Raw genomic sequence first — 22,971 nt, 5'->3', positions numbered from 1 at the left:
CGGCCGCCGGGCCGATGAGCGGCGTCCGGAACCTGCGGGTCCGACCGGATCTGCTCTACGTGGCGAGCGGCTGGAGCACGCTGGTCACCGACGTGCGCGGCCGGATCACCGGCGCCGGCCCGCAGGGCTTCTTCGCGCGCAACACCCGGGTGCTCAGCACGGAGCGCCTCGCCGTGGACGGCCGCGAGCCGGTGCCGTTCAGCACGGCCAACGTGGCCGGCCACGCCCAGCTCTCGTACGCCGCACTCGGCGACGGTGAGACACTGCCCTCCCGCGCGGCCTACCTCCTGGTGGAGCGCTTCGTCGGCGAGGGGCTGCGCACCCGGCTGACCGTGGTCAGCTACGCCCCGGTGCCGCTGGAACTGGAACTGCGGATCGATCTCGCCGCCGACTTCGCCGACACCAGCGAGGCCGAGACCGGCCGCCGGGTGCAGTCGGGCGCGGTCGACGCGAGCTGGCACCCCGACGCCCGCGAGCTGCGCCTGACCTACCGGTGCGACGGCCTCGACCGGGCGGTGGCGATCGTCGTACACGCGGATGCGCCCGTCCGGTACGTGGACGACGCCGTCCTGGTCGCGGTCGCGGTGCCGCCCCGGGGGTCGGGCCGGGTGGAACTCGTGGTCGAGCCGGTCTTCGAGGGACGGCGTCTCGCCGCGCCGCCGCCGACCTTCGCCGAGCCGGACGACGACGCGGCCCGCGCCCGCGCCCGCCTCGCCCGGGAACTGACCCGGCTGAGCAGCAGCAACTTCGACGTCACGGCGGCCTGGCGGTGCGCGGTCGACGACCTGGCGGTGCTGCCGCTGGGTGAGCCGGCCGGGCCGACGGCGCCGATGGCCGGCCTGCCGATCTACCAGGAGATCTTCGGCCGCGACACGATGACCGCGTCGTGGCAGGCCCTGCTCGCCGGGCCGACGATGCTGGCGGACAGCCTGCGGCTCAACGCCTGCCACCTCGGGCGGCGCATCGACGACTGGCGCGACGAGGAGCCCGGCAAGCCGTTGCACGAGGCCCGCCTGGGCCCGGTGTCCGCGCTCGGGCTCGACCCGTTCAGCGGCTACTACGGCGACTGGTCGACCGCGCCGGACCTGCTGATCTTCCTCGGGCAGTACTTCGCGTGGACGGGGGATCTCGACACGGTGCGGGACCTGCTGCCGGTCGCGCGCCGCGCCCTGGGCTGGATCGACCGGTACGGCGACCCCGACCGGGACGGCTTCCTCGAATACCACTGCCGGTCCCGGGCCGGGCTGAAGAACCAGGGCTGGAAGGACTCCGACACCGCGATCGTCGACGAGCGCGGCGAGGTGGTGCCCAACCCGATCGCGACCAGCGAGCTGCAGGCGTACTGGTACGCCGCGCTGCGGCACGCTGCCGTGGTGTTCGCCGCGACCGGTCACCCCGCGCTCGGCGCCCGGCTGGTCAGCCGGGCCACGGTCCTTCGTCGCCGCTTCCACCGCGCCTACTGGATGCCCGAGCGGGACTGTCACGCCATGGCGCTCGACCCGGACAAGCGGCAGGTGCGTTCGGTCAACTCCAACGACGGTCACCTGCTCGCCACCGGGATCGTGCCGGCCCGGCTCGCTCCCCTGGTCGCCGACCGGCTGCTGGCCGACGACATGTTCAGCGGCTGGGGGGTGCGCACCCTGTCGTCGGCGCACCCGGCGTACAACCCGTTCAGTTACCACCGGGGCAGCGTCTGGCCGGTGGAGGCGGGCACGATCGGCCTCGGGCTGGCCCGGTACGGCTGCTGGGAGCACCTGCACCGGCTCGCCGAGGGGATGTTCGCCGCCGCGGCGCTCTTCACCGAGCACCGCCTGCCGGAGGTGCTCAGCGGCCTGCCGCGCGACGACGCGCACCCGCACCCCGGCGTCTACCCGAACTCGTGCTCCCCGCAGGCGTGGTCCGCCAGCGCGGTCGTCGCGCTCATCCAGGCGCTGCTGGCGCTGCGCCCGGCCGCGCCGCTGCGGACGATCTTCGTCGACCCGCACCTGCCCGAGTGGCTGCCGGACCTCGTCCTCGAGGGCGTGCAGGTCGGCGGGCGCACCGTCGACCTGACCGTCCGGCGTGGACGCGGCGGTCGTACGTCGCTGCGCGCCCGCGGCGACCGGATCGCGGTGGTACGTCGGCCCACGCTCCAGGCGATGTCCGCCCGCCGGCACCGCCCCTGACCGGCCGCGGATCGGGACCGCCGGCTCGAAACGCCCGGACGGGCCGGTTCGGGACGACCCTCGCGGTCGTCACCGTCCGACCGGCGTCCCGCACCGTACGCGCTGCTGTCGGTGCAGGTCTGATAGCGGCGGAACCAGCCAGCGGGACTAGGATCCTGTCGTGGCCGACGCGGGGCTCATCCAGGACGACGAGCGGTTACGCCGTCTCGAGGCGGTGACCGATGCTGCCCTGTCCCGGCTCGACGCGGCCGACCTCTTCGACGAGCTGCTCGATCGCGTCCGGGATCTGCTCGGCGTCGACACCGCGGCCATCCTGCTGCTGGACGCGCACGCCCAGCAGCTCGTGGCCACCGCCGCCAAGGGTCTCGAGGAGGAGGTCCGGCGAGGTTTCCGCGTCTCGGTCGGCCGGGGTTTCGCCGGCCGGATCGCGCTGACCCGACAGCCGGTGGTCATCGAGGAGGTCACCCCCGACGCGGTGGTCAACCCCATCCTGCTGGCGATGGGACTGACGTCGCTGCTGGGCGTGCCGATATTCGCCCGTGGTGAGCTCATCGGCGTGCTGCACGTCGGCACGCTGCGTCGCCGCCAGTTCACCGCCGACGACGTCCGCCTGCTGGAGCTGGTCGCCGACCGGGCCAGCCTGGCCCATTTCGCCCGGGCGAACAACCTGGCGCAGAGCGCCGCCCTCGCCCTGCAGCGCAGCCTGCTGCCCAACCAGCTGCCCGAGGTGCCCGGTCTGGCCATGGCCGCCCGGTACGTGCCCGGTCACGTCGCCGGTGTCGGAGGGGACTGGTACGACGTGTTCAGCCTGCCGTCGGGCTGGCTGGGGCTGGTGATCGGCGACGTGTCGGGGCACGGCCTGCAGTCGGCCGTGGTGATGGGGCGCGTCCGCAGCGCGCTGCGCGCGTACGCGCTGGTCTGCGACGATCCGGCGGAGGCGTTGACGCTGCTGGACCGGAAGGTCTCCCACTTCGAGGCCGGCAGCCTGACCACGGCCCTCTACGTCATGGTCTCCCCCGACCGGGGCAGGATCCGGATCTCCACCGCCGGGCACCTGCAACCCGTCCTCGCCGTGCCGGGCCGGCCGGGCGCCCCGGTCCCGGTCCACGTCGACCCTCCGCTCGGCACGGGTCGCCGCCCGCCCGCCCGCCGGCAGACCGAGGTGGACCTTCCGCCGGGGGCCGTGCTGGCCTGCTTCACCGACGGGCTCGTCGAACGCCGCGACGAGGTCATCGACGTCGGTGTCCAGCAGCTCGTCGACGCGGTCCGGCCGGGCCCTCCCGAGGAGGTCTGCCGCACCGTCATGGCGACCCTCGGCGTCGAGCAACCGACCGACGACATCGCCCTGCTGGTCGTTCGTCGGCAGCCGACGCACGGCTGATCCGGTAGCCGGAGGGGGCGCGCCGGGGGTCAGCCGGCGGCACGGGGCTGGCCGGGCCCGCCCCGCCGGCCCGTTTGGCGGAGGGCGATCGCGGAAAGAGTGGCGGGCATGAAGTGGGCAAGTCGAGCCGTACCCGCCGCCGTCGCCGCCGTCGCGGCCCTCGCCGCGCGCGACCTGATCCAGCGCGACCACGCGTTGCTGCGCAACTTCCCGGTCCTCGGCCGGGCCCGCTACCTGCTGGAGTCGATCGGGCCGGAGCTGCGCCAGTACATCGTCGCGGGCAACAACGAGGAACGCCCGTTCACCCGCGACCAGCGCCGCTGGGTGTACGCGTCGGCGAAGCAGCAGAACAACTACTTCGGCTTCGGTACCGACAACGACATCGAGTTCACCCCCGGCTATCCGATCATCAAGCACCGCACCTTCGGCCGCGCCGTACCACCGTCCACTCCGGGTGCCGGGCACGACGTGCGGCTGCCGTGCGCGAAGGTGCTCGGCGCCGCCCGGGGCCGGGCCCACGCCTTCCGGCCCGGGTCGGTGGTGAACATCTCCGGGATGAGCTTCGGCTCGCTCTCCGGCAACGCCGTGGAGGCCCTCAACCGGGGCGCGGCGCTGGCGGGCTGCCTGCAGAACACCGGCGAGGGTGGGCTGTCCCCGTACCACCGCAAGGGCGGTGACCTGGTCTTCCAGATCGGCACGGCGTACTTCGGCTGCCGGGACGAGCAGGGCCGGTTCAGCCTCGACCGGCTCCGGGACCTCGTCGCCGGGGCGCCCGTGCGGGCGCTGGAGGTCAAGCTCAGCCAGGGTGCCAAGCCCAGCCTCGGTGGCCTGCTGCCGGCCGCCAAGGTCTCCGCGGAGATCGCCGCGACCCGGGGCGTCGCGCCCGGGCGGGACTGCGTGAGCCCGTCCCGGCACGCCGAGTTCTCCGACTGCGACAGCCTGCTCGACTGGGTGGAGCTGCTCGCCGCCGAGACCGGCCTGCCGGTGGGCATCAAGTCCGCGGTGGGCGACCTCGACTTCTGGGAGGAGCTGGCCACCCTGATGCGCGACACCGGGCGCGGGGTCGACTTCGTCACCGTCGACGGCGGCGAGGGCGGTACCGGCGCCGCGCCGTTGATCTTCACCGACTCGGTGTCGCTGCCGTTCCAGCAGGGCTTCACCCGGGTCTACCGGGTCTTCGCCGAACGCGACCTGCACGAGCAGGTGGTCTTCGTCGGCGCCGGCAAGCTCGGCCTGCCCGACAACGCCGTGGTGGCGTTCGCGCTGGGCTGCGACATGGTCAACGTCGGCCGGGAGGCGATGCTGGCGATCGGCTGCATCCAGGCCCAGAAGTGCCACACCGACACGTGCCCCACCGGCGTCGCCACGCAGAACCCGTGGCTCGCCCGGGGCCTCGACCCGACCCGGAAGTCGGTCCGCGCGGCCAACTACGTCAGGACACTGCGGCGGGACCTGGTCAAGGTCGCCGAGGCGTGCGGCGTCGAGCACCCGGGCCTGATCGACACCGACGCCATCGAGGTCCTCGACGGCCGCACCGCCTCCCACCCGCTGCACGAGGTGTACGGGTACCGTCCCGGCTGGGGTCTGCCGTCCGCCGTCGACCGGGCGGAGATCGTACGTCTGATGACGGCCGAGGCGCCGCGGGGCGGCAGCGCCCCGCCCTCGCCGACCGCGATGCCGTGATCGCCTGTCAGCTGCGCGTCATGGGCTTCCACGTCAGCCGTGGAGCGCCGCCGATCGCGACCGCCACTCCCGGGCCAGCATCGCGAACACGAGCCGGTCGGCCCACTCGCCGCGGAACAGGTAGCTCTCGACATGCCGCGCCTCGCACCGCATCCCCAGCCGGGTCATCAGCCGGGCCGACGCCTCGTTGCCGGCGTGGCACCGGCCGTAGACGCGGTGCAGGCCGAACTCCTCGAAGCCCCATCCCAGCAGCGTCGTCACGGCCTCGGTGGCCAGCCCCCGGCCTGAGAACTCCGGGTTGAAGACGTACCCGATCTCGGCGGTGCGGTCGGCCTGGCTCCGCCAGACCAGCTCGACGGTGCCGGTCACCCGCCCGTCCAGCTCGGCGGCCACGGTCAGGATGTCGCCCTCGGCACGCAGCCCGTCCTCGCGGGTCATCGTCGCCACCGACTGCCGCGACTGCTCGCGGCTGCGCGGCTCGTTGTCGAGCATCCAGCGGCACACGTCGGGCCGGCGCTGGTACGCGTACACGTCGTCAAGGTCGTCCATCGTGACCGGCCGGAGGGTGAGCCGGCGCGCGCGAATCGGGGTGAACACGGCCGGAGCGTACGGGAGCCGGCCGGTTCGGTCCGGACCGTTTCGGCAGAGCCAGGGGCAGGCGGCCTGGCCGACCTGGCGCATACCGCACTGCTGCAGTCGCGGAACGCGAGGGGTTCGTCCAGATCATCGGCGATCTTGGGACGGCCCGGCCGATTTTGCGCCGTAGGCGAGTTCGAACGCGGCCACGACGCGGCGGGCGTGGTCACGGTCCTCGGCGTTCCAGATGTCGGCCAGGGTTTCTTACCGCTGTTTGCAGTCGCGGAGCAGGTCGGCCCACGACCCGGCCGACTCGCGGTAGCCCTCGTCGAGGGTCGTGCGGATCAGTGGGCGCCGCTTTCGATGGGCAGTACATCGGTGAGGATGAGCCGATGCCAGGGGCACTGAGCGGCTCAGTCGTGGAGAGTGACGTTGGGCAGTGGGCGGCCAGTGGCGTCGAACAACGCGGCTCCGCAATCGCAGCGCTCGTCGGCCAGGGTCTGGGTCGCCGACAGTTGCCAGACCAGCATCTCCGAGCAGTTCGGGCAGTCCAGGCTGACCAGGGTCTCTTCGGGTTCCGAGTCCCAGGCCCGCACCGGGAGGCCCTCGTGCATCAACCCGGTCAGCTCACGCTCACCGGTCAGCGCGACCAGTACCTCGTAGGTGTCGGTGCCGCTGTCCCGCACCGCAAGCGTGCAGCCGAGATCTGCCAGCACACCGGACAGATGATCGAGCTGGCGGACCGGGAAATCACCGCGGCGCAGAGTCGGGTCGGCCTCGGCCGCGTGGTAGAGGGCGTTGGTGTCGACGTCTGTCGGCTCCGCCCCGAAGGCGCGTACCCGACCAGCCACGAACGCCGCCAGCTGGCCTGGGTGATCCCCACCGGTCCAGTCCATCCTGAACATCACACTGTCAACTCGGACCCCCCGAACCCGCTCGCCGGGGGTCAGGACCAGCTCTTCCAGCTCTGCCACGACGATCACGTTATCAACTGCCGGGCGGCGGACCCGTACCGTTGTTGTGCCGTTGTCGCGCATGACCAACACCAGCCCCCGCGCCCATCTGCGCCGACCTCTCAGGCACTCAGATGATCACCGATGGGCTGCGAACCCGTCACGCTCGGGTGGCCCGCGACGACGAAGCCATACCGACCGGCTCGCTCCGTCAACGGGCGTGGCGTTGAAGCCGATGGTCGTCGGCGGTGGTGAGCCAAGAGCCGTCGCCGAGCGGTTCGAAGTCGTACTGTTCAGCAGAGAATGGGGCCAGCTGCCCTCGGACCTCGCCGGTTCGCGGGTCGACGATGTGCCGCTCGCACCACTCCTCCTCATCGTCGGCCTCGCCGATGACGGTCACGACGGCGGTGTCGTCGTCGAGGTAGCCGCCAACCCACTCGACGCACACGCCGTCGGGGTCATGGCCGAGCGACTCCGCCGTTACTCGCGCGACGACTGCGCCGTCGGGATACGCATGGAAAGCGGCGTCCTGCTGATCGTGGTCCACGGTCATGAAATGGCGGCCGTCCGGCGCTACGGCGACAAGGACCCGATCCGGCCACGGATACTCGGTCAGCTCGATCCGACCGTTCTCGAGGCGACCCCGGTAGATCAGCGAGCCATCCTGCCCTTCCCCCACGTTCAGCAGCATGTACCTGCCGTCTGGATGGGCGAAGTGTTTGCCCCCGTGACCGGCCGAACACAAGTCCACCTGCGCCATCACCCGGCCGGTACCCGCGTCGACGGCCAACCACTGATCGGCGCCGGTACCGCGCGCCATCGCGTCAGGTCGGAACACCCACACGATCATTCCGTCCAACGAGTAGGCGCAGCAGCTGTGGGCGATGGGCCACGGTGCCGCAGCGGGGATGAAGTCAAGCTGCCACAGCCTCCGTCCGGTACGGTCGATACACGTCACGTGGTCGGGCATCGCGTACACAGCGCGGCTCAGGTCGGGTGCCACGGCATGGTCGTCCAACTTCGTGTCCGCCCCGACGGGAAAGGTCGCTGCGGGCACCACGTCCGACACCGGCGCTGAGCCGACAGGAATCTCGTAGGCCAGCACAAGCCCATCCCGGTACCGGGATCGCACATGAAATCGCGTCATGGCGCGGGACGGTAGCCGACCCGCAGGCGGGCCTCGCGACCGGCGTGCCAGCCCAACCTCGCTGGAATTCGATCGCCGAGGCGGGGCCCTCTCAGCGGCACGACCACCGGGCGCCCGGATGCGCACCGGCGCAGGATCGAGCAATTGGTCGGGTGGCCCCGGGGAGTCTCACCCCGGGGCTCCCACAGAACGGAGCGTGACAGTCTCCCGTCACTCCGCTCTTCTCATCGAGTCCACACGAACTCGCGCGCCCAAGCCCAGTGCATGAACAAGCCGGATTCTCGTTCGAGGATCCCGGACCACCACGCCTTGAACCGTTTGAAGGAGCGCAGCCTTCGGTACTTCTTGCGCGCCCATCGCATCAGGTAGGTGTTGATGCGTTGCAGGAGTCGATTCAGTGCCGACCGGTAGAACCGGCCGTAGTACGTCATCCAGCCCGCCACGATCGGGTTGATCGCTTCGGCGAGCGCGTCCAGGTCGAGTCCGGTGCGGTGGTGTAACCGCCAGGATCGGATCTGCTGCCCCATCGACTTGAGGGCCTCCGGGCTGACCGCGGGGAGGAAGCCCGTGTAGAACTTCCCTTCCTTGGCGCGTGCCGCCCGGGGGCGGAACGTGTACCCGAGGAACCGAAACGCGACCTGCTCGAACGAGCCTCGCCGTTTACTGTCCTTGCAGTACACGATCCTGGTCTTGTCGGGGTGCAGCCGCAACCCGACCGATTCCATCCTCTCGGCGAGGGCGGCCCACACGGTCCGAGCCTGCCGCTCGGTCACGCAGTGCACCACCGCGTCATCCGCATAGCGCTCGAACTCCACGGTCGGGAACTCCCGAGCCAGGAACATGTCGAACGCGTAGTGCATGAACAGGTTGGCGAGCACGGGCGAGACCGCCGACCCCTGTGGAGTCCCCCGGTCCCGCTCACGCAGGGTCCCATCGGGTAGTGCCAGCGGCGCGACCAGCCACCGCTTGACATACAGCACCACCCACCGCTGGTCGGTGTTCGCCTCCACGGCCTTGACCATGAGGCTGTGATCCACGGAATCGAAGAACTTCTGGACATCAAGATCTAAAACCCAGTCCTTCTTCCAACACCGCGCCCGGCACCGCTCGATCGCCTGCAACGCCGACCGGCCCGGCCGATACCCGTACGAGTCCTCGTGAAAGATGGACTCCGTGCGGGCCTCCAGCGCGAGCGCGACCACCGTCTGGGCGATTCGATCAGCCACGGTTGGCACCCCGAGAAGCCGGGTGCCTCCCCCGGACTTCGGAATCTCCACCGCCTTGACCGGAGGCGGAAAGTACGTGCCCGACGACATCCGGTTCCAGATCTTGTAGAGGTTGTTCCTCAGATCGGCCTCGAAGTCTTCGACAGACACCCCGTCCACCCCGGCGGCACCCTTGTTCGCCTTGACTCGCTGGTACGCCTCCCACACCAGTCGCTTCGGAATATCGAAAGGCTTGTCCTGTGGACCTGACATGTCCCGCCCGTTTCCTCCCGGCGCACGGCCGGTTGTTCGCGCGAACAGATCATCGATGAGCCGGCCCCTTCGCTCCACACCCATTACAGGCGCTTCGCCGCTACTACGAGCCGGTCCGTCAGCGAACAGCGCGACGGTACTCAACGCCTCGCAGTTTCTGCTGCCGGGCGCGCTTCCTCTCGCCACCCCCACCGGCTGACCGGTGCGGGCTTGGCCGTGTCGCTGCTCGCCTTCCCACGTTCCGTGCAGGAGCCGCAGACCGGGCTCACGCCGCCTCCATGCCGGACACCACCTGGCCAGTAGACGGGCACCCGCCAGGCTCATCCCGGGACTACTTGAAGGCCCCGGTTTCGATGTCAGCTGCACATTTCGACACGTCGTCAGCGGTTCGCTCACGCTCGTCTTCCCGATCCCCACCTGACGCATGACCTGCGCCTTTTCCTCAACGCTCACCACGACGGTCTTCAACCAACGCAGCTTGAGGTGGTTTGACGCCTCCCCCCGCAGGGCGACGCCGAAGGGCCAGACCTTCATCTCCTACACAGCACCGCATCCAGTGGGTCTACCTACATCGACCTCACCTTCCTCGTTCGTGGCGCACTCAAGAGTTGTGGATGCAGTGGTCCTGTCAGGCGCTCCGGCCTGGCAGTTCGGCGTTGTCGGTCTCGGCCAGGGCGTTCTTCGCGCCGGGGTGGGCGGACTTCAGTGGTGCGGCGAGGACGTTGGCGATCTTGTGCACCCGGTCCCTGCGTCGGCCCGACATGTCCTGACCACAGCGACGACGGCGGAGTGCTCCCCGCGAGAGGAGGCACCCCGCCGTGGTGTGAGGTACGCAGCTGATGCTCGGCTGGTACTCCAGCTTCGCGTTCTGCGATCATTCGTCAGGTCAGCACCGCCGGCGCTGGGGCAGGTTGGGTGCCCGGGGAGGCCGACTGGCTGGTCCCCGGGCACCCCGAGCAGGCTGAGGGTTACCGGCAGGCCGGGTACGGGTTCAGCCTGAAGGACGCGGTGGCGCCCTTGCCCTTCTTGATCTTGACGTCGACGGCGTCCGCGCGCCAGCCGTCGCTGCTGGCGATTACGGTGACCGGGCTCTGGTGCTTGTCCAGCCAGAGCGCGTAGCCGCCGTCGGGGCCTGTCTTCAGCACCTCCGTGACGTCGCCTGAGGTGACCACCACCGTGGCACCCTCCAGAGGCGTGCCACCCGCACACGAGGCCCTGGTCACCACGCCGCTGAGCTTGCCGAAGCGGGCGGGCGCCTCGACGATCATCGTCACCTTCACCGGGTCGACCAGGTCGCCGGCGTCGGTGCCGATCCTGAACGCCGCGGTGAAAGTGCCGGGCTGGGCCACTCCCGCGCTGTCCATGGTGACGGTCACCGTCCGGGTCTGCCCGGGCGGCAGGTCGAACTGGGCGGGGTCGGCCGACAGCCAGGGCACGTCGTCGCCGCACGCGTCGTAGCCAGGAAGCACCTCGGCCGCCGTTACGCCGGTGAAGTCGCCGGTCGAACCGCCGACCCGGTAGAAGCCGCACGTGCTGCCGCCCCGCCGCAGAAGCTGGCTGGAGTTGGGCAGCGGCGTCCAGCTGGAGGTCTGCGGGTCGAACCGGAAACCCACGTTGGTCAGGCCCTCGGCGGTGGAACCGCCGGAGACGAGCAGCTGGCCGCCCGCAGCGGCGTAGCCCGAGCCCCACAGTGCGGTGGGCATGGGCGCCAGGGCGCTCCAGCTGTCGGTGGCCGGGTTGTACACATGCAGGTTTGCGGTAACTCCCGCGCCGTCGCTGAGCCCACCCGCGCAGTAGATCTTCCCGGCGATCGCGCCGCACGACAGCCAGGAGATCTCCTGCGGGTAGGCCGCCTTGGCCGTCCACGCGTCGGTCTTGGGGTCGTAGGACTGGACGGTGGTCTTGCCGCAGTAGCGGTCGTCGCAGCCGCCGACGACGTACAGCTTGTCGTCTACGACCGCCGCGGCCGAGGCAGCCAGCGGCTCGGGATTCGGCGCTGCCTTACTCCATGCGCCCGTCGCCGGGTCGAACACCTCGACGTCCATGGCCGTGCCGCCGGTGTCTGCCCAGCCACCGACGACGTACAGCTTGCCGCCGACGAAGGCGCCCGTGGGCTTTTCCCTCGGCCTGGAGAGCGGCGCGATCGCGGTCCAGGCCTGGTTAGCCGGGTCGTAGGCGTAGCCCGCGGCGGTCATGGCGCTCCTGGTGACACCGGCGACGGAGTACACCTTGCCCTCGTGGACGGCCATCAGGTTGTCCATGATCGGGATGGGGTAGGCCGCCACGTCCACCCACGGCGCGGCCGCGGCCTCCACCACCGCCCCTGCCTGGGCCGTTGCCTCGGTGTCCGCGAGCCGGTGCCAGCCGCCCTCCGTCGGGACGACCTTCGCCGGTACGGCGGCAGCGCCCTGAACCTCGGCGGCTCCCTGGATCGTGAAGGTGCCGTTCGCTTCGGACACGGTGACGCGCCTGGCCGTGGCCGAGGAGTTGGTGACGGTGAAGGTGGCCTGGCTGGCCTCGCCCATCGGATGAGTCACGGTCAGTTCGCCGGGAGAGAGCACGATGTCCGGCGACGCGGCGTACGCGCTCGACGCCGTGGACAGTAGCGCGACCAGGGCGAGGGCGGTCCCCGCCCGCATGAGGGGTTTCATGACAGTTCCGATCTGTGCGGTCTTCATCGGGCCGAACACCCGCCCGCCGGCTTCAGCGTCAGCTCCGCCCTGGCCGCGCCCTGCGTGACGTGGACGGTGATGACGGCCGAGGTGAGGCCGTCCTTGCTGGCGATGATGCGGACGTCGGGCTTGCCGGCGACCGGCAGCCAGACGACGGCCCTGCCGTCGGCGCCGCTCTTGCGGGCGGCCGAGCCGATCTCCAGGTACGCCGACGGCAGCGCCGTCTTCGTCCCGTCACAGGCCTGCGCGAGGACGCTGACCTCGACCTTGGCCCAGCCCGGTGGGGGCGTCACGTCGAGCGCGACGTCCACGCCGGCGGGTGCGTACGGCGAGTCGCCCATGACCACGACCTGGCCCTGGTGCCTGCCCGGCTGCTCGAGCTTGGTCGTGTCGAAGGTCATGCTGATGGTGGTCTTCTCACCTGGGGCCAGAGGGCTTGCGGGAACCTTGGTCGACAGCCAGGAGCCCTCGCCGGTGCCGCAGCCCTCGTAGCCGGGCAGCACCTGCGACCTGGCCATGTCGGGCCAGCCGCCGGCGGCGCCGCCGATGATGGTCAGACCGCACGTGGCGCCCGCGCGGTACAGCGGGTACTTGGTGTTGGGCAGCGACGTCCAGGCGTTGGTGGCCGGGTCGTAGGCGTAGCCCTGGTTGGTGACGAGGCCGTCGGTGATGCCGCCGCGGATCCCGCCGGAGACCAGCAGCTTGCCATCGCCCGCGCTGTAGGCCGAGGCCCACGCGCCGACGGGCAGGTCGGCGATGGGCGCCCAGTGGTCGTAGACCGGGTCGTAGGAGTAGGCGGAGGCGACGGGGCCCGAGGCGGTGGAGTTCATGCCGCCCGCGCAGTAGATCTTCCCGTTGATCGCGCCGCAGGAGGCCCAGCCGACGTTGGCCGGATACGGCGCCGCCGTACGCCAGGTGTCGGTGGCCGGGTCGTAGACCTGGACGTCGGTCCTGCCGCAGTCGCCCGCGAGCGTGCCGTTGCCCGAGCCGCAGCCACCGATCAGGTAGAGCTTGCCGTCCAGGACGACGGTGCCCGCGGCGGCCAGCGGTTTGGCGGGGCTGGCAGCCACGCTCCACTGACGCTTGGCCGGGTCGTACACCTCAGTGACGCCGACGACCTTGACGGAGGCGTCCCAGCCCCCCGCGACGTAGAACTTGCCGTCGATGAACGCGCCCGAGGCCCGCTGCCTGGCCACCTGCATCTGCGGGATGCTGTCCCAGCGCTCGTTGGTCGGGTCGTAGCTGTAGCCGGTGGCGACGGTCTTCGCGCCGTCGAAACCGCCGACGGAGTAGATCTTGCCGTCGTGTGCGCCGACGGTCGGGTCCATGATGCCCACGGGGTAGGGGGCCAGGACCGACCAGTCGCCCTCCTGCCCGGTCGCGGTGACGTCCGCGTCGGTGCGTGGCGGCTGCTCGGTGCTCGGGGTCAGCGCACTCGGCGTCACGTCCGCCCGCACCTCGACCGACGGCTGCCCGGTCGCGGCGAGGGCCCGCGCACCGCCGGAGACCGCACCGGTGCGCGGGCGCAACGGAGCGGTGCCCTTGTTGGTGACGGTGACCGTGGCGGTGCCGGTGGTGCCCAGCTCCTGGCCGGCCGTCAGCTTCGCGGTGGACAGCTCGGCCAGACCGGCGGCCAGCGAGAAGTCGGCCTTGGTGATCGCACCGGGGTGATCTGCACCGTCTTGCTCTGGGCGGTGAACTTCTGGTGCGTGGCGGCGAGCTCCGCGGTACGGGGCAGGAACGCCCAGTAGAACCCGTCACCGGTGGCGGCGTCCTCCGGCGTGGCCCGGGAGCGACCGGCCTGCGAGCCGGCTTCGGTGGAGGCCACCTCGGTTGCGCCGAGCCAGGCGCCGGTGTTGCGGTCGGTCACCTGGCCGACCACCAGGCCGCCGGTGACCGGGGCGCAGGAGGGCTCGCCGACGAGGACGTCGTCGATCTCCCACCACATGTCGAACGAGCCGGTGTAGTGGAAGCGGACGCGCACGTCGCTCTTGCCCGCGGCCTGCGGGATCGGGACCGTGAGGGTGTTCTTGACGGTGCCCTTGGCGCGGGTCCACACCGCGGCCCAGTTCTGACCGCCGTCGGTGGACAGCTCGATCGTCGCGGTGGAGCGCACCCAGGAGGGGGCGAAGTACTCGGTCGCCAGCCGGATCACGGGTTCGCTGGCGGCGGAAAGGTCGATCGCCGGGGTGACCAGGTAGGTGTCCTGCGTCTGCTGGTAGCCGTGCATCTCACTGTTCACCGAGGCGAAGTTGCCCTCGCCGCCCGGCGTGCGGTTGCCGAGGGGATCGGGGTCGTCGAAGACCCACATGCCGCCGTCCGTCTTGGACTCCACCGACCAGCCGGCGGGCGTCTCGGTGCCGTCGAAGGTCTCGTAGAGGCCGTTCACCTGGTAGCCGGGCGCCTTGCAGCGGTTGGCGTCGATCTGGAGGGTGAAGTCCCTGGCGAGGTCACCCGCGAACGCCACGGCCACGCTCAACTTCTGGTAGCCGGGGTAGACCGCCTGTACGTCCAGCGTGTAGGCGGTGCCCTCGGGCAGCACGATCTCGTACGCGCCGGTCTGCGGGTCGGTGAACCACGGCCCGGCGGCGAGCCCTGCCACGCTGACCTTCGCGTACAGTGGCCAGCCCTGGCCGGACCCGTCGCGGACCACGCCGTGGAGCTTGCCCTGGGGCGCGGTCTCCAGCACGAAGTCGGCCGAGACGGTCGCGTCCGCCCTGACGGTCACGTCCCGGTTGACGTCGACATAGCCGAACATCGACGCGGTGATGGTGTAGTCACCTGCCAGCAGGCGGACGCTGTAGCCGCCGTCGATCCCGGTGACCAGGTCACGCTCGAGTGGGCCGTCGACGTGCACCTTGACGCCGGCCAGCGGCTTGCCGGTCTTGGCGTCGGTCGCCTTGCCGTTCAGCGTGCCGATGTGCTGCAGCGGCGCGGCGGTGACGGCGGCGAGCACGTCGAGCTTGCCCTCGCCCCAGACGTTGTTGTCCTGCGCGGTGCCGCCGCAGGTCGTGTCCGCGACGTCCACGGCGGTCTGGTCGAGCAGCTTCCTGGTGGCGGGGATGTCGCCGACCAGCGGCGGAGCGGCCGACCACAGCAGTGCGATGGCTCCCGCGACGTGTGGGGTGGCCATCGAGGTGCCGTTCATCGAGGCGTAGCCGTTGCCGGGGACGGCCGAGCGGACATTGACGCCCGGAGCGGCGATGTTGGGCTTGATGTCGCCGTCCTCGCCGGAACCGCGGGAGGAGAAGAGCGCGATGGCGCCGTTGGCGTCGAACGCGCCCGCCGCATAGGTGTTCTGGTAGTCGCCGGGGCTGCCTGCGGTGTTGCAGCCGGGGCCCTCGTTGCCGTTGGCGAACATCGGGAACATGCCCGCGGCGATCCAGGCGTTGACCACGTCCTTGAACCACGGCTCCACGATGGGGCCGTTGGGGCTGCCCCAGGAGTTGTTCACGACGTGCGGGCGCAGCTCGGGGCGGGGGTTGTGGCCGTTGAGGTCGGTGGGCGCCAGCATCCACTGCGCCGAGGCCATCAGCGCCGACTCCGGGCAGGTACGGTCTGTGCAGCCCTTGGCGGCGATCCACTGCGCGCCCGGCGCGACGCCGATGCGACTGCCCTCGCCGCCGTCACCGGTCATGGTGCCGATGGTGTGCGTGCCGTGCCCGGTGTTGTCACATGGCACCGGGGACGGCGAGGCGCAGCTCAGCGCGGGGTCGTACCAGTTGTAGTCGTGGCTGAAGGTGCCGTCGCCCCGCTTGCCGCGGTAGGAGTTGACCAGCGCCGGATGGTCGTGCTGGGCACCGCTGTCGATGCTGCCGACGACGATGCCCGCGCCGCGGGCGCCGAAGTCGGTCCAGACGCGGTCGGCGCCGATGGCCTTGATGCCCCACTCCACCGTGTCGGCCGCGGCAGCGGCCGTATCCTTGCCCTGGGTGGGCTCGGGCAGCGTGTATACGTGGTCGGCCTCGATGGAGGCGACCTCGCTCTCGGCGGCCAGCGACTGGGCCAGTTCCAGGGTGCCCTTCTTGACGTACACGGTGTTGGACGCCCAGAACACGTCGAAGTCCGCGCCCGACGACTTGAGCTTGCCGATCACATCGCCCTGGCTACGGGCCGCGCTGCGGCGCAGTTCCTTCATCACGGCTTCGCCGCGCCCGTTCCAGTCCTGCTGCGCGGCGGCTGCCCCCAGGTCGGGTCGCTCGGTGAACCGTACCCAGTACGGCCCTGTCCGCTCGGACTGCAGGGCCGAGCGCAGTTCCGGCTTGATCTTGTCGTTTGCCTCCGCCCGGCTGGACAACGCAACGACGGCGGCGGCGCTGGCCAGAAGGGACATCACCACTCCCAGGCGGAGCGCCAGCCGTCTTCTCAAGAGCATCTCTCTCATGGGATGGCACGATCCCGGCTGCGATACGGCCGAACAAGCGGGATAGAGGTACGGCTTTGCGACATGGCGGTTTTCCGCCATGCTTCATGCGTATCGCTGAGTCGGAGGCGCGCCATGCTCGTACACGTGCTCGGGTTGACGAACGAAGAGTCGCGGGTCTACCGCGAGTTGATCAAGCTACCGTCCTGCGCGCCCGCGGACCTGAGCTCCGGGCTCGACATGGAGACAGCTCAGGTGGCGTACGTGCTGGGACGCCTGGCAAACCTCGGCCTGGCCGCGCGCAGCGGCGAGGACACTGGGCGGTTCGTGGCGTCCCCGCCTGCCGTCGCGCTCGGCGCACTGCTGGTTAAGCGGCAGAATGAGATCAGGCTTGCCGAGCTGGAGCTCAACGCGCTGGAGGAGACCTACCGGGCGGCGGCCACCCAGCGGACCATCGCCGACGTGATCGACGTGGTGCAGGGCGCGGAGGCGATCAGGCAGCGCTTCGAGCAGCTGCAGATCGGCGCGCGCGAGGAGGTGATGGCCTTCGTCACGGCGCCCCCCGTGGTGGTCGAGTCCGACGAGAACACCGCCGAGGACGCGGCCCTGGCACGCGGCGTCTCCTACCGAGTGGTGCTCGAACGCGCGATGCTCGAGGACGACGTCAACTTCTTCGGCGAGATCGAGAAGGTGACCGCGCTGGGTACGCGGGTACGCGTCACCGACAGCCTGCCCATGAAGCTGCTGATCGTCGACAGGGAGCTGGCGCTCATCCCGATCGCGGGCGAGCACAACGTCGCCGCCTCGGGGGCACTCATGGTGCACCGCAGCGCGCTGCTCGACGCGCTCATCGCGCTGTTCGAGTGCCTGTGGAACGTCTCCAGCCCGATCGTCACCAGAGTCGACGGCATCGGTGAGGTCGGCCCGAGACGACTGGAAGACATCGACGTGCAGATCCTGAGCCTCCTGCTGGCCGGGTTCGCCGATCAGGCGGTAGCCAGCCGGCTCGGCACCTCACTGCGAACCGTGCAGCGCCGGGTGCGCCACCTGATGGACCTGACGGGCGCGCAGACCCGCACCCAGCTCGGCCACCGGGTGGCGCGCCTGGGTTGGGACCTGACGCGCCGTCCCGCCTCCGGGATCGAGCATGATCAGGCTGGGCAGGTTCCACGCCCTGCCCAGCCGGCGCGGGAGTCCACGCGGGAGTGATCCCCGGGCCAATGCCCGGCCAGGGCGGGGCACCTGGCGACCGCTGTGGCGGGGCGCAACGGCGGCGAGCTCTGTGTGCGGCTGCGGGTCGAACGGGGCAGCAAATGACGCACATGCTAGGATGGTATACCAAAATTCGCGACTCTTCAGCGGGGCAGTGACCATATGGCAGAGGCGGGGAGCTTCGAGTCGGAGCCGGAGCGCGTCACGCGGCAGCTGCGTGAGGAGATCCTGGACGGGGTTCGCGTTCCGGGGGACCGACTGGTGGAGCGGGACCTGGCAGGCGAACTGGGCGTGAGCCGGGTGCCGGTGCGCGATGCGCTGCGGGCGCTGGTGGCCGAAGGGTTGGTGACCCCGCGACCACGATCCTGGGCCGTGGTCCGGGAGTTCACCGCTTCGGACATCGCGGACCTGAACGAGGTCCGCGCGGCGTTCGAGTCGTTGACGTTCCGGCTGGCTGCGCAGCGGCGAACCCGCGACGGCCTGGAGCGGCTTCGCGGCGTGCTGGATGACGAACTGGCGGCCGCGCGCGCGGGGAACGCGGTGCGGGCTCGCCGTGCGGCTGCGGACTTTCATGAGGTGGTCACGTCGTTGGCGGCGAACGAGCTGCTCGTCGAACTTGAGCGCCCCTTGCGCAGCCGGATGCGGTGGCTGCTCGGGCAGCACGACGACCTGATGGCGGTCGCAGAGCAGCACGAGGGGTTGTACGCGGCAATCGCCGACCGGGATGTCACCCGCGTCGAGCGTCTGGTGGCTGAGCATCTCGCGGCTGGGCAGCGTATGGCGACGGCCCGCCAGCACGGCCGTTCCGACGCGGCGACGAGACCCTGACCCACGCGATGCCCCGGCTCCGCGCGGCCAGGTTCCGACACTCAGTTCGACGACCGTGGTGTACGGCGACGTTCCGTCGAGGCACTTGCGGTCGTTGACAGTTGCCCGACCCGGCGTTGCGGACGGCGAGGCCACCGCAACACGAATCCCGGCGGGCTTTCGAGACACCGTTGCCAGCCACGCTGACCGAACGCCTCCCATTTTGGTATACCATCGGGACATGACGTCTCTGATCTTGACCAACGTGCGCCCATGGGGCGCCGACCCAGTCGATGTGACGATCGCCGACGGGCTGATCGCCGATGTGGCACCCACCGGCACCGGGGATGGCGCCGGCGAGCGAGTCGACGGGTGCGGCCTGCTGGCACTGCCCGGATTCGTCAACGCGCACGCGCACGTGGACAAGAGCTGGTGGGGTCAACCGTGGGTCTCCTACGGCGGCGAGGCCACGACGCAGGGCCGGATCGCCCACGAGCGCGCCGAGCGGGACAAGCACGGCATCCCGAGTGTCGCGAGCACGATCGCGATCCTGCGGGAGTTCCTCCGCCACGGGACGACAGCCACCCGTACGCACGTCGACGTCGACCTCGGGGTTGGGCTGCGCGGTATCGAGACGGTTCGCGAGGCGGTCGCCGCGCTGGACGGCGCGGTGGCGGTGGAGATCGTGGCGTTCCCGCAGGACGGCGTGATGCGCCGCCCCGGCGTCCTGGAGCTGCTGGACCAGGCAGCCGTGGCCGGCGCCACGAGCATCGGTGGTATCGATCCGGCATCCATCGACCGGGATCCGGTAGCCCAGCTCGACGGGCTGTTCGAGATCGCCGAGCGCCGCGGCGTCGGGATCGACATCCACCTGCACGACGGCGGCGAGCTGGGCGCCTTCCAGTACGAGCTGATCATCGATCGCACGCTCCGCGCGGGCCTGCAGGGAAAGGTCACGATCTCGCACGGATTCGCCCTCGGTGAACTCCCGCCGCAGCGTCAGGCCGAGCTGCTGGCTCAGTTCGCCGAGGCAGGCATCTCCTGGGCCACGGTTGCGCCGGTACGCTCGGCGCCGTTGCCATGGCGAGCCATGCGGGACGGCGGCATCCCGATCGGGCTGGGCACCGACGGCATCCGCGACCTGTGGTCACCGTACGGCGACGGCGACATGCTCCGCATCGCCCTGGGCTTCGCCCGGCTGCACGGCCTTCGCACCGATGATGACCTCGCCGACGCGGTCAAGCTCGCCACGACCGACGGCGCCCGGTTCGTGCACCGCACCGGGCACGATCTGGTCCCCGGCGCGCGTGCGGACATCGTCCTGCTCGACGCGGAGAACGTGCCGGACGCTCTGATGAGGGCTCCCCGCCGCCAGGCCGTGGTCGCCGGCGGGCGGCTGGTGGTCCGGGACGGCGAGCTGCTGGTCTGACGACCTCGCGCACGATTGGCTGGCGGCGGCTGGTCGTCAACGAGCTGGCACCGGAGCGCCAAGCCTCGGCCAGCGTCCCGCCCCGCGCCGGTCGCGGCCCCCACCGCCGGACAGCCCTACCCAGCGGGCACGACGTGGTCGGCGGCGACGTCGGATGCGGCGTACCAGGTCGCGCCGCCGTGAGGGCTGTCCCACCGCCCCGAGATCGCCGCACAGGGGCTGTCCACACGGCGGAGCGGCCACCCGTCGCGACAGGGCTACCGTAAGCATGTCGGTTCGCGCCGCTTGATCGACACGAACCGATGCCCCATCGCAGGCCGTGCGTTCCGATGTGTCCATTCCGGAGCATCGGGGCGACGATGCCTGGCCCGGGCCCTGTACCGTGTGACGCACTCTGGCGGAATCGCCCGGCGCCCTCGGCCCGGGCACATGACAGCTGACGTGAGGGCGCGCATGACGGCCGCCGACTTCGGCGTCGACCCGACCACCGCAACCAGTCCGGAGCAGTACGTCAGGCTGCTGCGTCGCGTCCGCGACCAGTCCGGTCTCGCCTATCGCGAGATCGCCCGCCGCGCGCAGCGCAACGGGGCCGTGCTGCCGGCAAGCACCCTGGCGACGATGCTGGGCCGGTCAACGCTGCCCCGCCGTGATCTGGTGTCGGCGCTGCTGCGGGCCTGCGACGTGCCGGACGACCGCGCGACAGCGTGGCTGGCCGTCTGGGGCCGGCTGGCCGCCGCCCGTACGGTGGCGACGCCCCCGACGGCCACGCGGGCGCGCTCCTCGGGCCGACCCGCTCACTCCCCGATCGGTCCGGCCGCGCGCGTCGCCGGTCCGAGCGGCCCGGTCGGCGGGCCGGACACCGCGGGTGTCGGGCCGACCTCCCACACGCAGCGCTCCGCCGCCCTACGCCTGATCCCCGCAGGTGGCGAGACCGGGTCGGCCAGCCCGGAACGGGGGCGGGTCGCCGCGTCCGGCGGCGGTCGGGACCGGGCCGTGTTACGGGGGCTGTCGTGGCCGGCGGCAAGCGAGCCGCCGCCGGTGGAGAGCGGGTCGGGGACACCGGTCCCCTATCAACTGCCACCTGCGCCCCCGTTGATGACGGGCCGCTCGGCGGAGGTCGGCCAACTGCTCACGGCCACGGAGACCGACGCCGCGGTGTGCCTCGTCGAAGGTGCCGGCGGGGTCGGCAAGTCGGCGCTCGCCCTGCACGTCGCGCACCGGATCGTGGGGCGTTACGACGGCGGTTGCCTCTACGCGGACCTGCGCGGGGCCACCGACGGCGTCGCGGCGGCCGAGCCCGCGGACGTGTTGGGCCGGTTCCTGCGGGCGCTGGGCCTGCCCACCGTCCCCGCCTCGCTCGACGAGTCCTCGGCGTTGCTGCGCACGTGGACCGCCGGACGGGGCGTGCTCGTGGTGCTGGACAACGCCGCATCGGCGGCGCAGGTCCGACCGCTCCTGGCCAGCGGTCCCGGATGCACCACGATCGTCACGAGCCGGTGGATGCTCCCCGACCTCGACACGACGGCGCGGATCCGCCTCGGCCCGTTACCCGACGACGCGGCGCTCGCCCTGCTCACCGGGCTCACCGGCGCCCACCGCGTGCAGGCGGAGCCCGCCGCGGCCGCGACGGTGGTCCGCCGGTGCGGCGGGTTGCCGCTGGCGTTGCGAATCGTCGGCGCCCGCGCCGCGGCCCGGCCGGACGCCTCGCTGACCAGCCTCGCCGAGCGGTTGGACGACGAGGGCATGCGGTTGGACGTCCTGGAGGTCGGTGACCTGTCCGTACGGGCCAGCCTGCACCTGGGCTACCAGGTGTTCGGGGACGCGCGGCAGGGCGGACGTCGGCAGGCGGCCCGGCTCTTCCGGCTCGCCGCGTTGCCGGACTGGACGCACCTCACGCCGTACGGCTGCGCGGCACTGGCCGACCTGCCGGTGACCGTCGCCGAGCAGGCCCTGGACGCGTTGGCCGACGCGCACCTGATCGAGTCGGCCGGTGCCGGCGGATACCGGTTCCACGACATCGTCCGGCTCTACGCCCGGGAGCGGGCGCAGGCGGTGGACGACCCGCACCACCGGGAGGCGGCCCTCGGCAACCTCACCGCGTGGCTGCTCGCGGCCACCACCCGCGCGGCGCGGCTGCTCTACCCCGACGACCGGTTCGGCATCGACGAGGCGACCGGCCCGACTCGACCCGGCCCGCCCCTCGCCGACGCGGCCGACGCGTGGACCTGGTTCGAGCGGGAGCACACCAACCTGTTGCTGGTGGCCGGCCAGCAGGCGACGGCGGGACGGGCCCTCACCGAGGTCCGCGACCTGGCCCTCGTGGCGGCCAAGTTCCTCGACTACGCCGGGCACATCGCCGAGCAGCAACAGTTCGGCCACCTCGCCGCCTCGGCGGCGAGCCGGTGTGGCGACCGCTCGGGCGAGGCCGCCGGGCTCAACATCGTCGCCGTCGCGCTGCTGCGCCAGGGCCGGCGCGACGAGGCGATCCCCATCCTCGAGCGGTGCCTGGCCGTCCAGCGCGAACTCGGCGACCGGAGCCGGGAGGCCGCCATCCTGAACAACCTCGGCAACGCCCTGCGCGACGGCGGCGACCTGACCGGCGCCCTGAACCACCTGCGGGCCGCCCTGGTCATCCGGCGGCAACTCGGCCACCGGCACAAGGAGGGGTTGGTGCTCGACAACCTGGCCCTGGTATACCAGCGCCTCGGCGACCACGCCCGGGCCGTCGCCTGCCACGAGGCGGGACGCGCCGTCGCCGACGGCGGCACCGATCCGTTGCGCGAGGCCCAGGCGCTGGTCAACTTCGCCGAGACGCTGCACGCCGGCGGTGACCACCGGGAGGCGATCGCTCGCGCGACCGAGTCGCTGGAGATCTGCCGACGCTACGAGCACCGGCGGGGCATCGGCTTGGCGCTACAGGTGCTCGGCAACGCCCACGCGGGCCTCGGACACCGCGCCGTGGCGCGCCGGCACTGGCGGGAGGCCTTGGGCCGGCTCGACGGGCTGGACCCGCAGGCGTGCACCCTCCTCCGCGCCGCCCTGGCGGCGGACACGACTGCCTGACCGCCGCTGGCGGGCAGCGCAGTTCCGGGTGTCGACGCCACC

15 protein-coding genes and 1 pseudogene are annotated in these 22,971 nt (G+C 71.4%); 7 read left to right on the top strand and 9 right to left on the bottom strand.

Features of this window, described 5'->3' with window-relative positions:
* Positions 1–14 precede the first annotated feature (14 nt).
* The 3 genes from ACZ6O2_RS24355 to ACZ6O2_RS24345 all read left to right on the top strand — a co-directional run bounded on the left by ACZ6O2_RS24355 (position 15) and on the right by ACZ6O2_RS24345 (position 5,229).
* Positions 15–2,165, top strand: coding sequence for an amylo-alpha-1,6-glucosidase (locus ACZ6O2_RS24355; RefSeq protein ID WP_466024398.1), 2,151 nt, complete (start codon positions 15–17; stop codon positions 2,163–2,165).
* Positions 2,166–2,325: 160 nt separating this feature from the next.
* Positions 2,326–3,546 (top strand): PP2C family protein-serine/threonine phosphatase, encoded by a 1,221-nt coding sequence (locus tag ACZ6O2_RS24350; protein ID WP_466024397.1) that lies wholly within the window; start codon positions 2,326–2,328, stop codon positions 3,544–3,546.
* Positions 3,547–3,654: 108 nt separating this feature from the next.
* Positions 3,655–5,229 carry an FMN-binding glutamate synthase family protein gene (locus tag ACZ6O2_RS24345; RefSeq protein WP_466024396.1) on the top strand — a complete coding sequence of 525 codons (1,575 nt, stop codon included), beginning with the start codon at positions 3,655–3,657 and terminating at the stop codon, positions 5,227–5,229.
* 33 nt (positions 5,230–5,262) lie between these two features.
* Here the strand turns inward: ACZ6O2_RS24345 and ACZ6O2_RS24340 are convergent, their stop codons facing one another.
* The 9 genes and pseudogenes from ACZ6O2_RS24340 to ACZ6O2_RS24300 all read right to left on the bottom strand — a co-directional run bounded on the left by ACZ6O2_RS24340 (position 5,263) and on the right by ACZ6O2_RS24300 (position 16,388).
* The gene (locus ACZ6O2_RS24340) at positions 5,263–5,826 is read right to left on the bottom strand and encodes a GNAT family N-acetyltransferase (protein WP_466024395.1); all 564 of its coding nucleotides are present in this window, start codon (positions 5,824–5,826) and stop codon (positions 5,263–5,265) included.
* Between the two features lie 98 nt (positions 5,827–5,924).
* A pseudogene (locus ACZ6O2_RS24335) lies at positions 5,925–6,138 on the bottom strand (IS256 family transposase); the annotation flags it as partial.
* A gap of 80 nt (positions 6,139–6,218) precedes the next feature.
* On the bottom strand, positions 6,219–6,842 hold the full coding sequence (locus ACZ6O2_RS24330; protein ID WP_466024394.1) for a hypothetical protein: 624 nt from the start codon (positions 6,840–6,842) through the stop codon (positions 6,219–6,221).
* A gap of 127 nt (positions 6,843–6,969) precedes the next feature.
* A complete protein-coding gene (locus ACZ6O2_RS24325; protein ID WP_466024393.1) occupies positions 6,970–7,863 on the bottom strand; it encodes a hypothetical protein in 894 nt (297 codons plus the stop codon).
* 266 nt (positions 7,864–8,129) lie between these two features.
* Positions 8,130–9,917 (bottom strand): group II intron reverse transcriptase/maturase, encoded by a 1,788-nt coding sequence (gene ltrA, locus ACZ6O2_RS24320; RefSeq protein ID WP_466024392.1) that lies wholly within the window; start codon positions 9,915–9,917, stop codon positions 8,130–8,132.
* Positions 9,918–10,011: 94 nt separating this feature from the next.
* Positions 10,012–10,146 (bottom strand): hypothetical protein, encoded by a 135-nt coding sequence (locus ACZ6O2_RS24315; RefSeq protein WP_466024410.1) that lies wholly within the window; start codon positions 10,144–10,146, stop codon positions 10,012–10,014.
* Between the two features lie 205 nt (positions 10,147–10,351).
* A complete protein-coding gene (locus ACZ6O2_RS24310) occupies positions 10,352–12,034 on the bottom strand; it encodes a Kelch repeat-containing protein (RefSeq protein ID WP_466024391.1) in 1,683 nt (560 codons plus the stop codon).
* A 23-nt stretch (positions 12,035–12,057) separates the two neighbouring features.
* Positions 12,058–13,584, bottom strand: a complete 1,527-nt coding sequence (locus tag ACZ6O2_RS24305; protein WP_466024390.1) for a Kelch repeat-containing protein — start codon at positions 13,582–13,584, stop codon at positions 12,058–12,060.
* Between the two features lie 68 nt (positions 13,585–13,652).
* Positions 13,653–16,388 carry a S8 family serine peptidase gene (locus ACZ6O2_RS24300; RefSeq protein ID WP_466024389.1) on the bottom strand — a complete coding sequence of 912 codons (2,736 nt, stop codon included), beginning with the start codon at positions 16,386–16,388 and terminating at the stop codon, positions 13,653–13,655.
* A 114-nt stretch (positions 16,389–16,502) separates the two neighbouring features.
* On the opposite strand from ACZ6O2_RS24300, the gene ACZ6O2_RS24295 reads away from it, so the two are divergent.
* The 4 genes from ACZ6O2_RS24295 (at position 16,503) to ACZ6O2_RS24280 (ending at position 22,929) form a co-directional block, all read left to right on the top strand.
* Positions 16,503–17,627, top strand: a complete 1,125-nt coding sequence (locus ACZ6O2_RS24295; protein WP_466024388.1) for a helix-turn-helix domain-containing protein — start codon at positions 16,503–16,505, stop codon at positions 17,625–17,627.
* Positions 17,628–17,792: 165 nt separating this feature from the next.
* Positions 17,793–18,458 (top strand): GntR family transcriptional regulator, encoded by a 666-nt coding sequence (locus tag ACZ6O2_RS24290; protein WP_466024387.1) that lies wholly within the window; start codon positions 17,793–17,795, stop codon positions 18,456–18,458.
* A 220-nt stretch (positions 18,459–18,678) separates the two neighbouring features.
* Positions 18,679–19,866 carry an amidohydrolase gene (locus ACZ6O2_RS24285; RefSeq protein WP_466024386.1) on the top strand — a complete coding sequence of 396 codons (1,188 nt, stop codon included), beginning with the start codon at positions 18,679–18,681 and terminating at the stop codon, positions 19,864–19,866.
* Between the two features lie 441 nt (positions 19,867–20,307).
* The gene (locus ACZ6O2_RS24280; protein ID WP_466024385.1) at positions 20,308–22,929 is read left to right on the top strand and encodes an ATP-binding protein; all 2,622 of its coding nucleotides are present in this window, start codon (positions 20,308–20,310) and stop codon (positions 22,927–22,929) included.
* The last annotated feature ends 42 nt before the right edge of the window (positions 22,930–22,971 follow it).

It is taken from the genome of Micromonospora sp. NPDC048040, assembly GCF_055587185.1.
The sequence above is the reverse complement of the archived record's forward strand: the minus strand, read 5'-3'. Positions and strand labels throughout refer to the sequence as shown.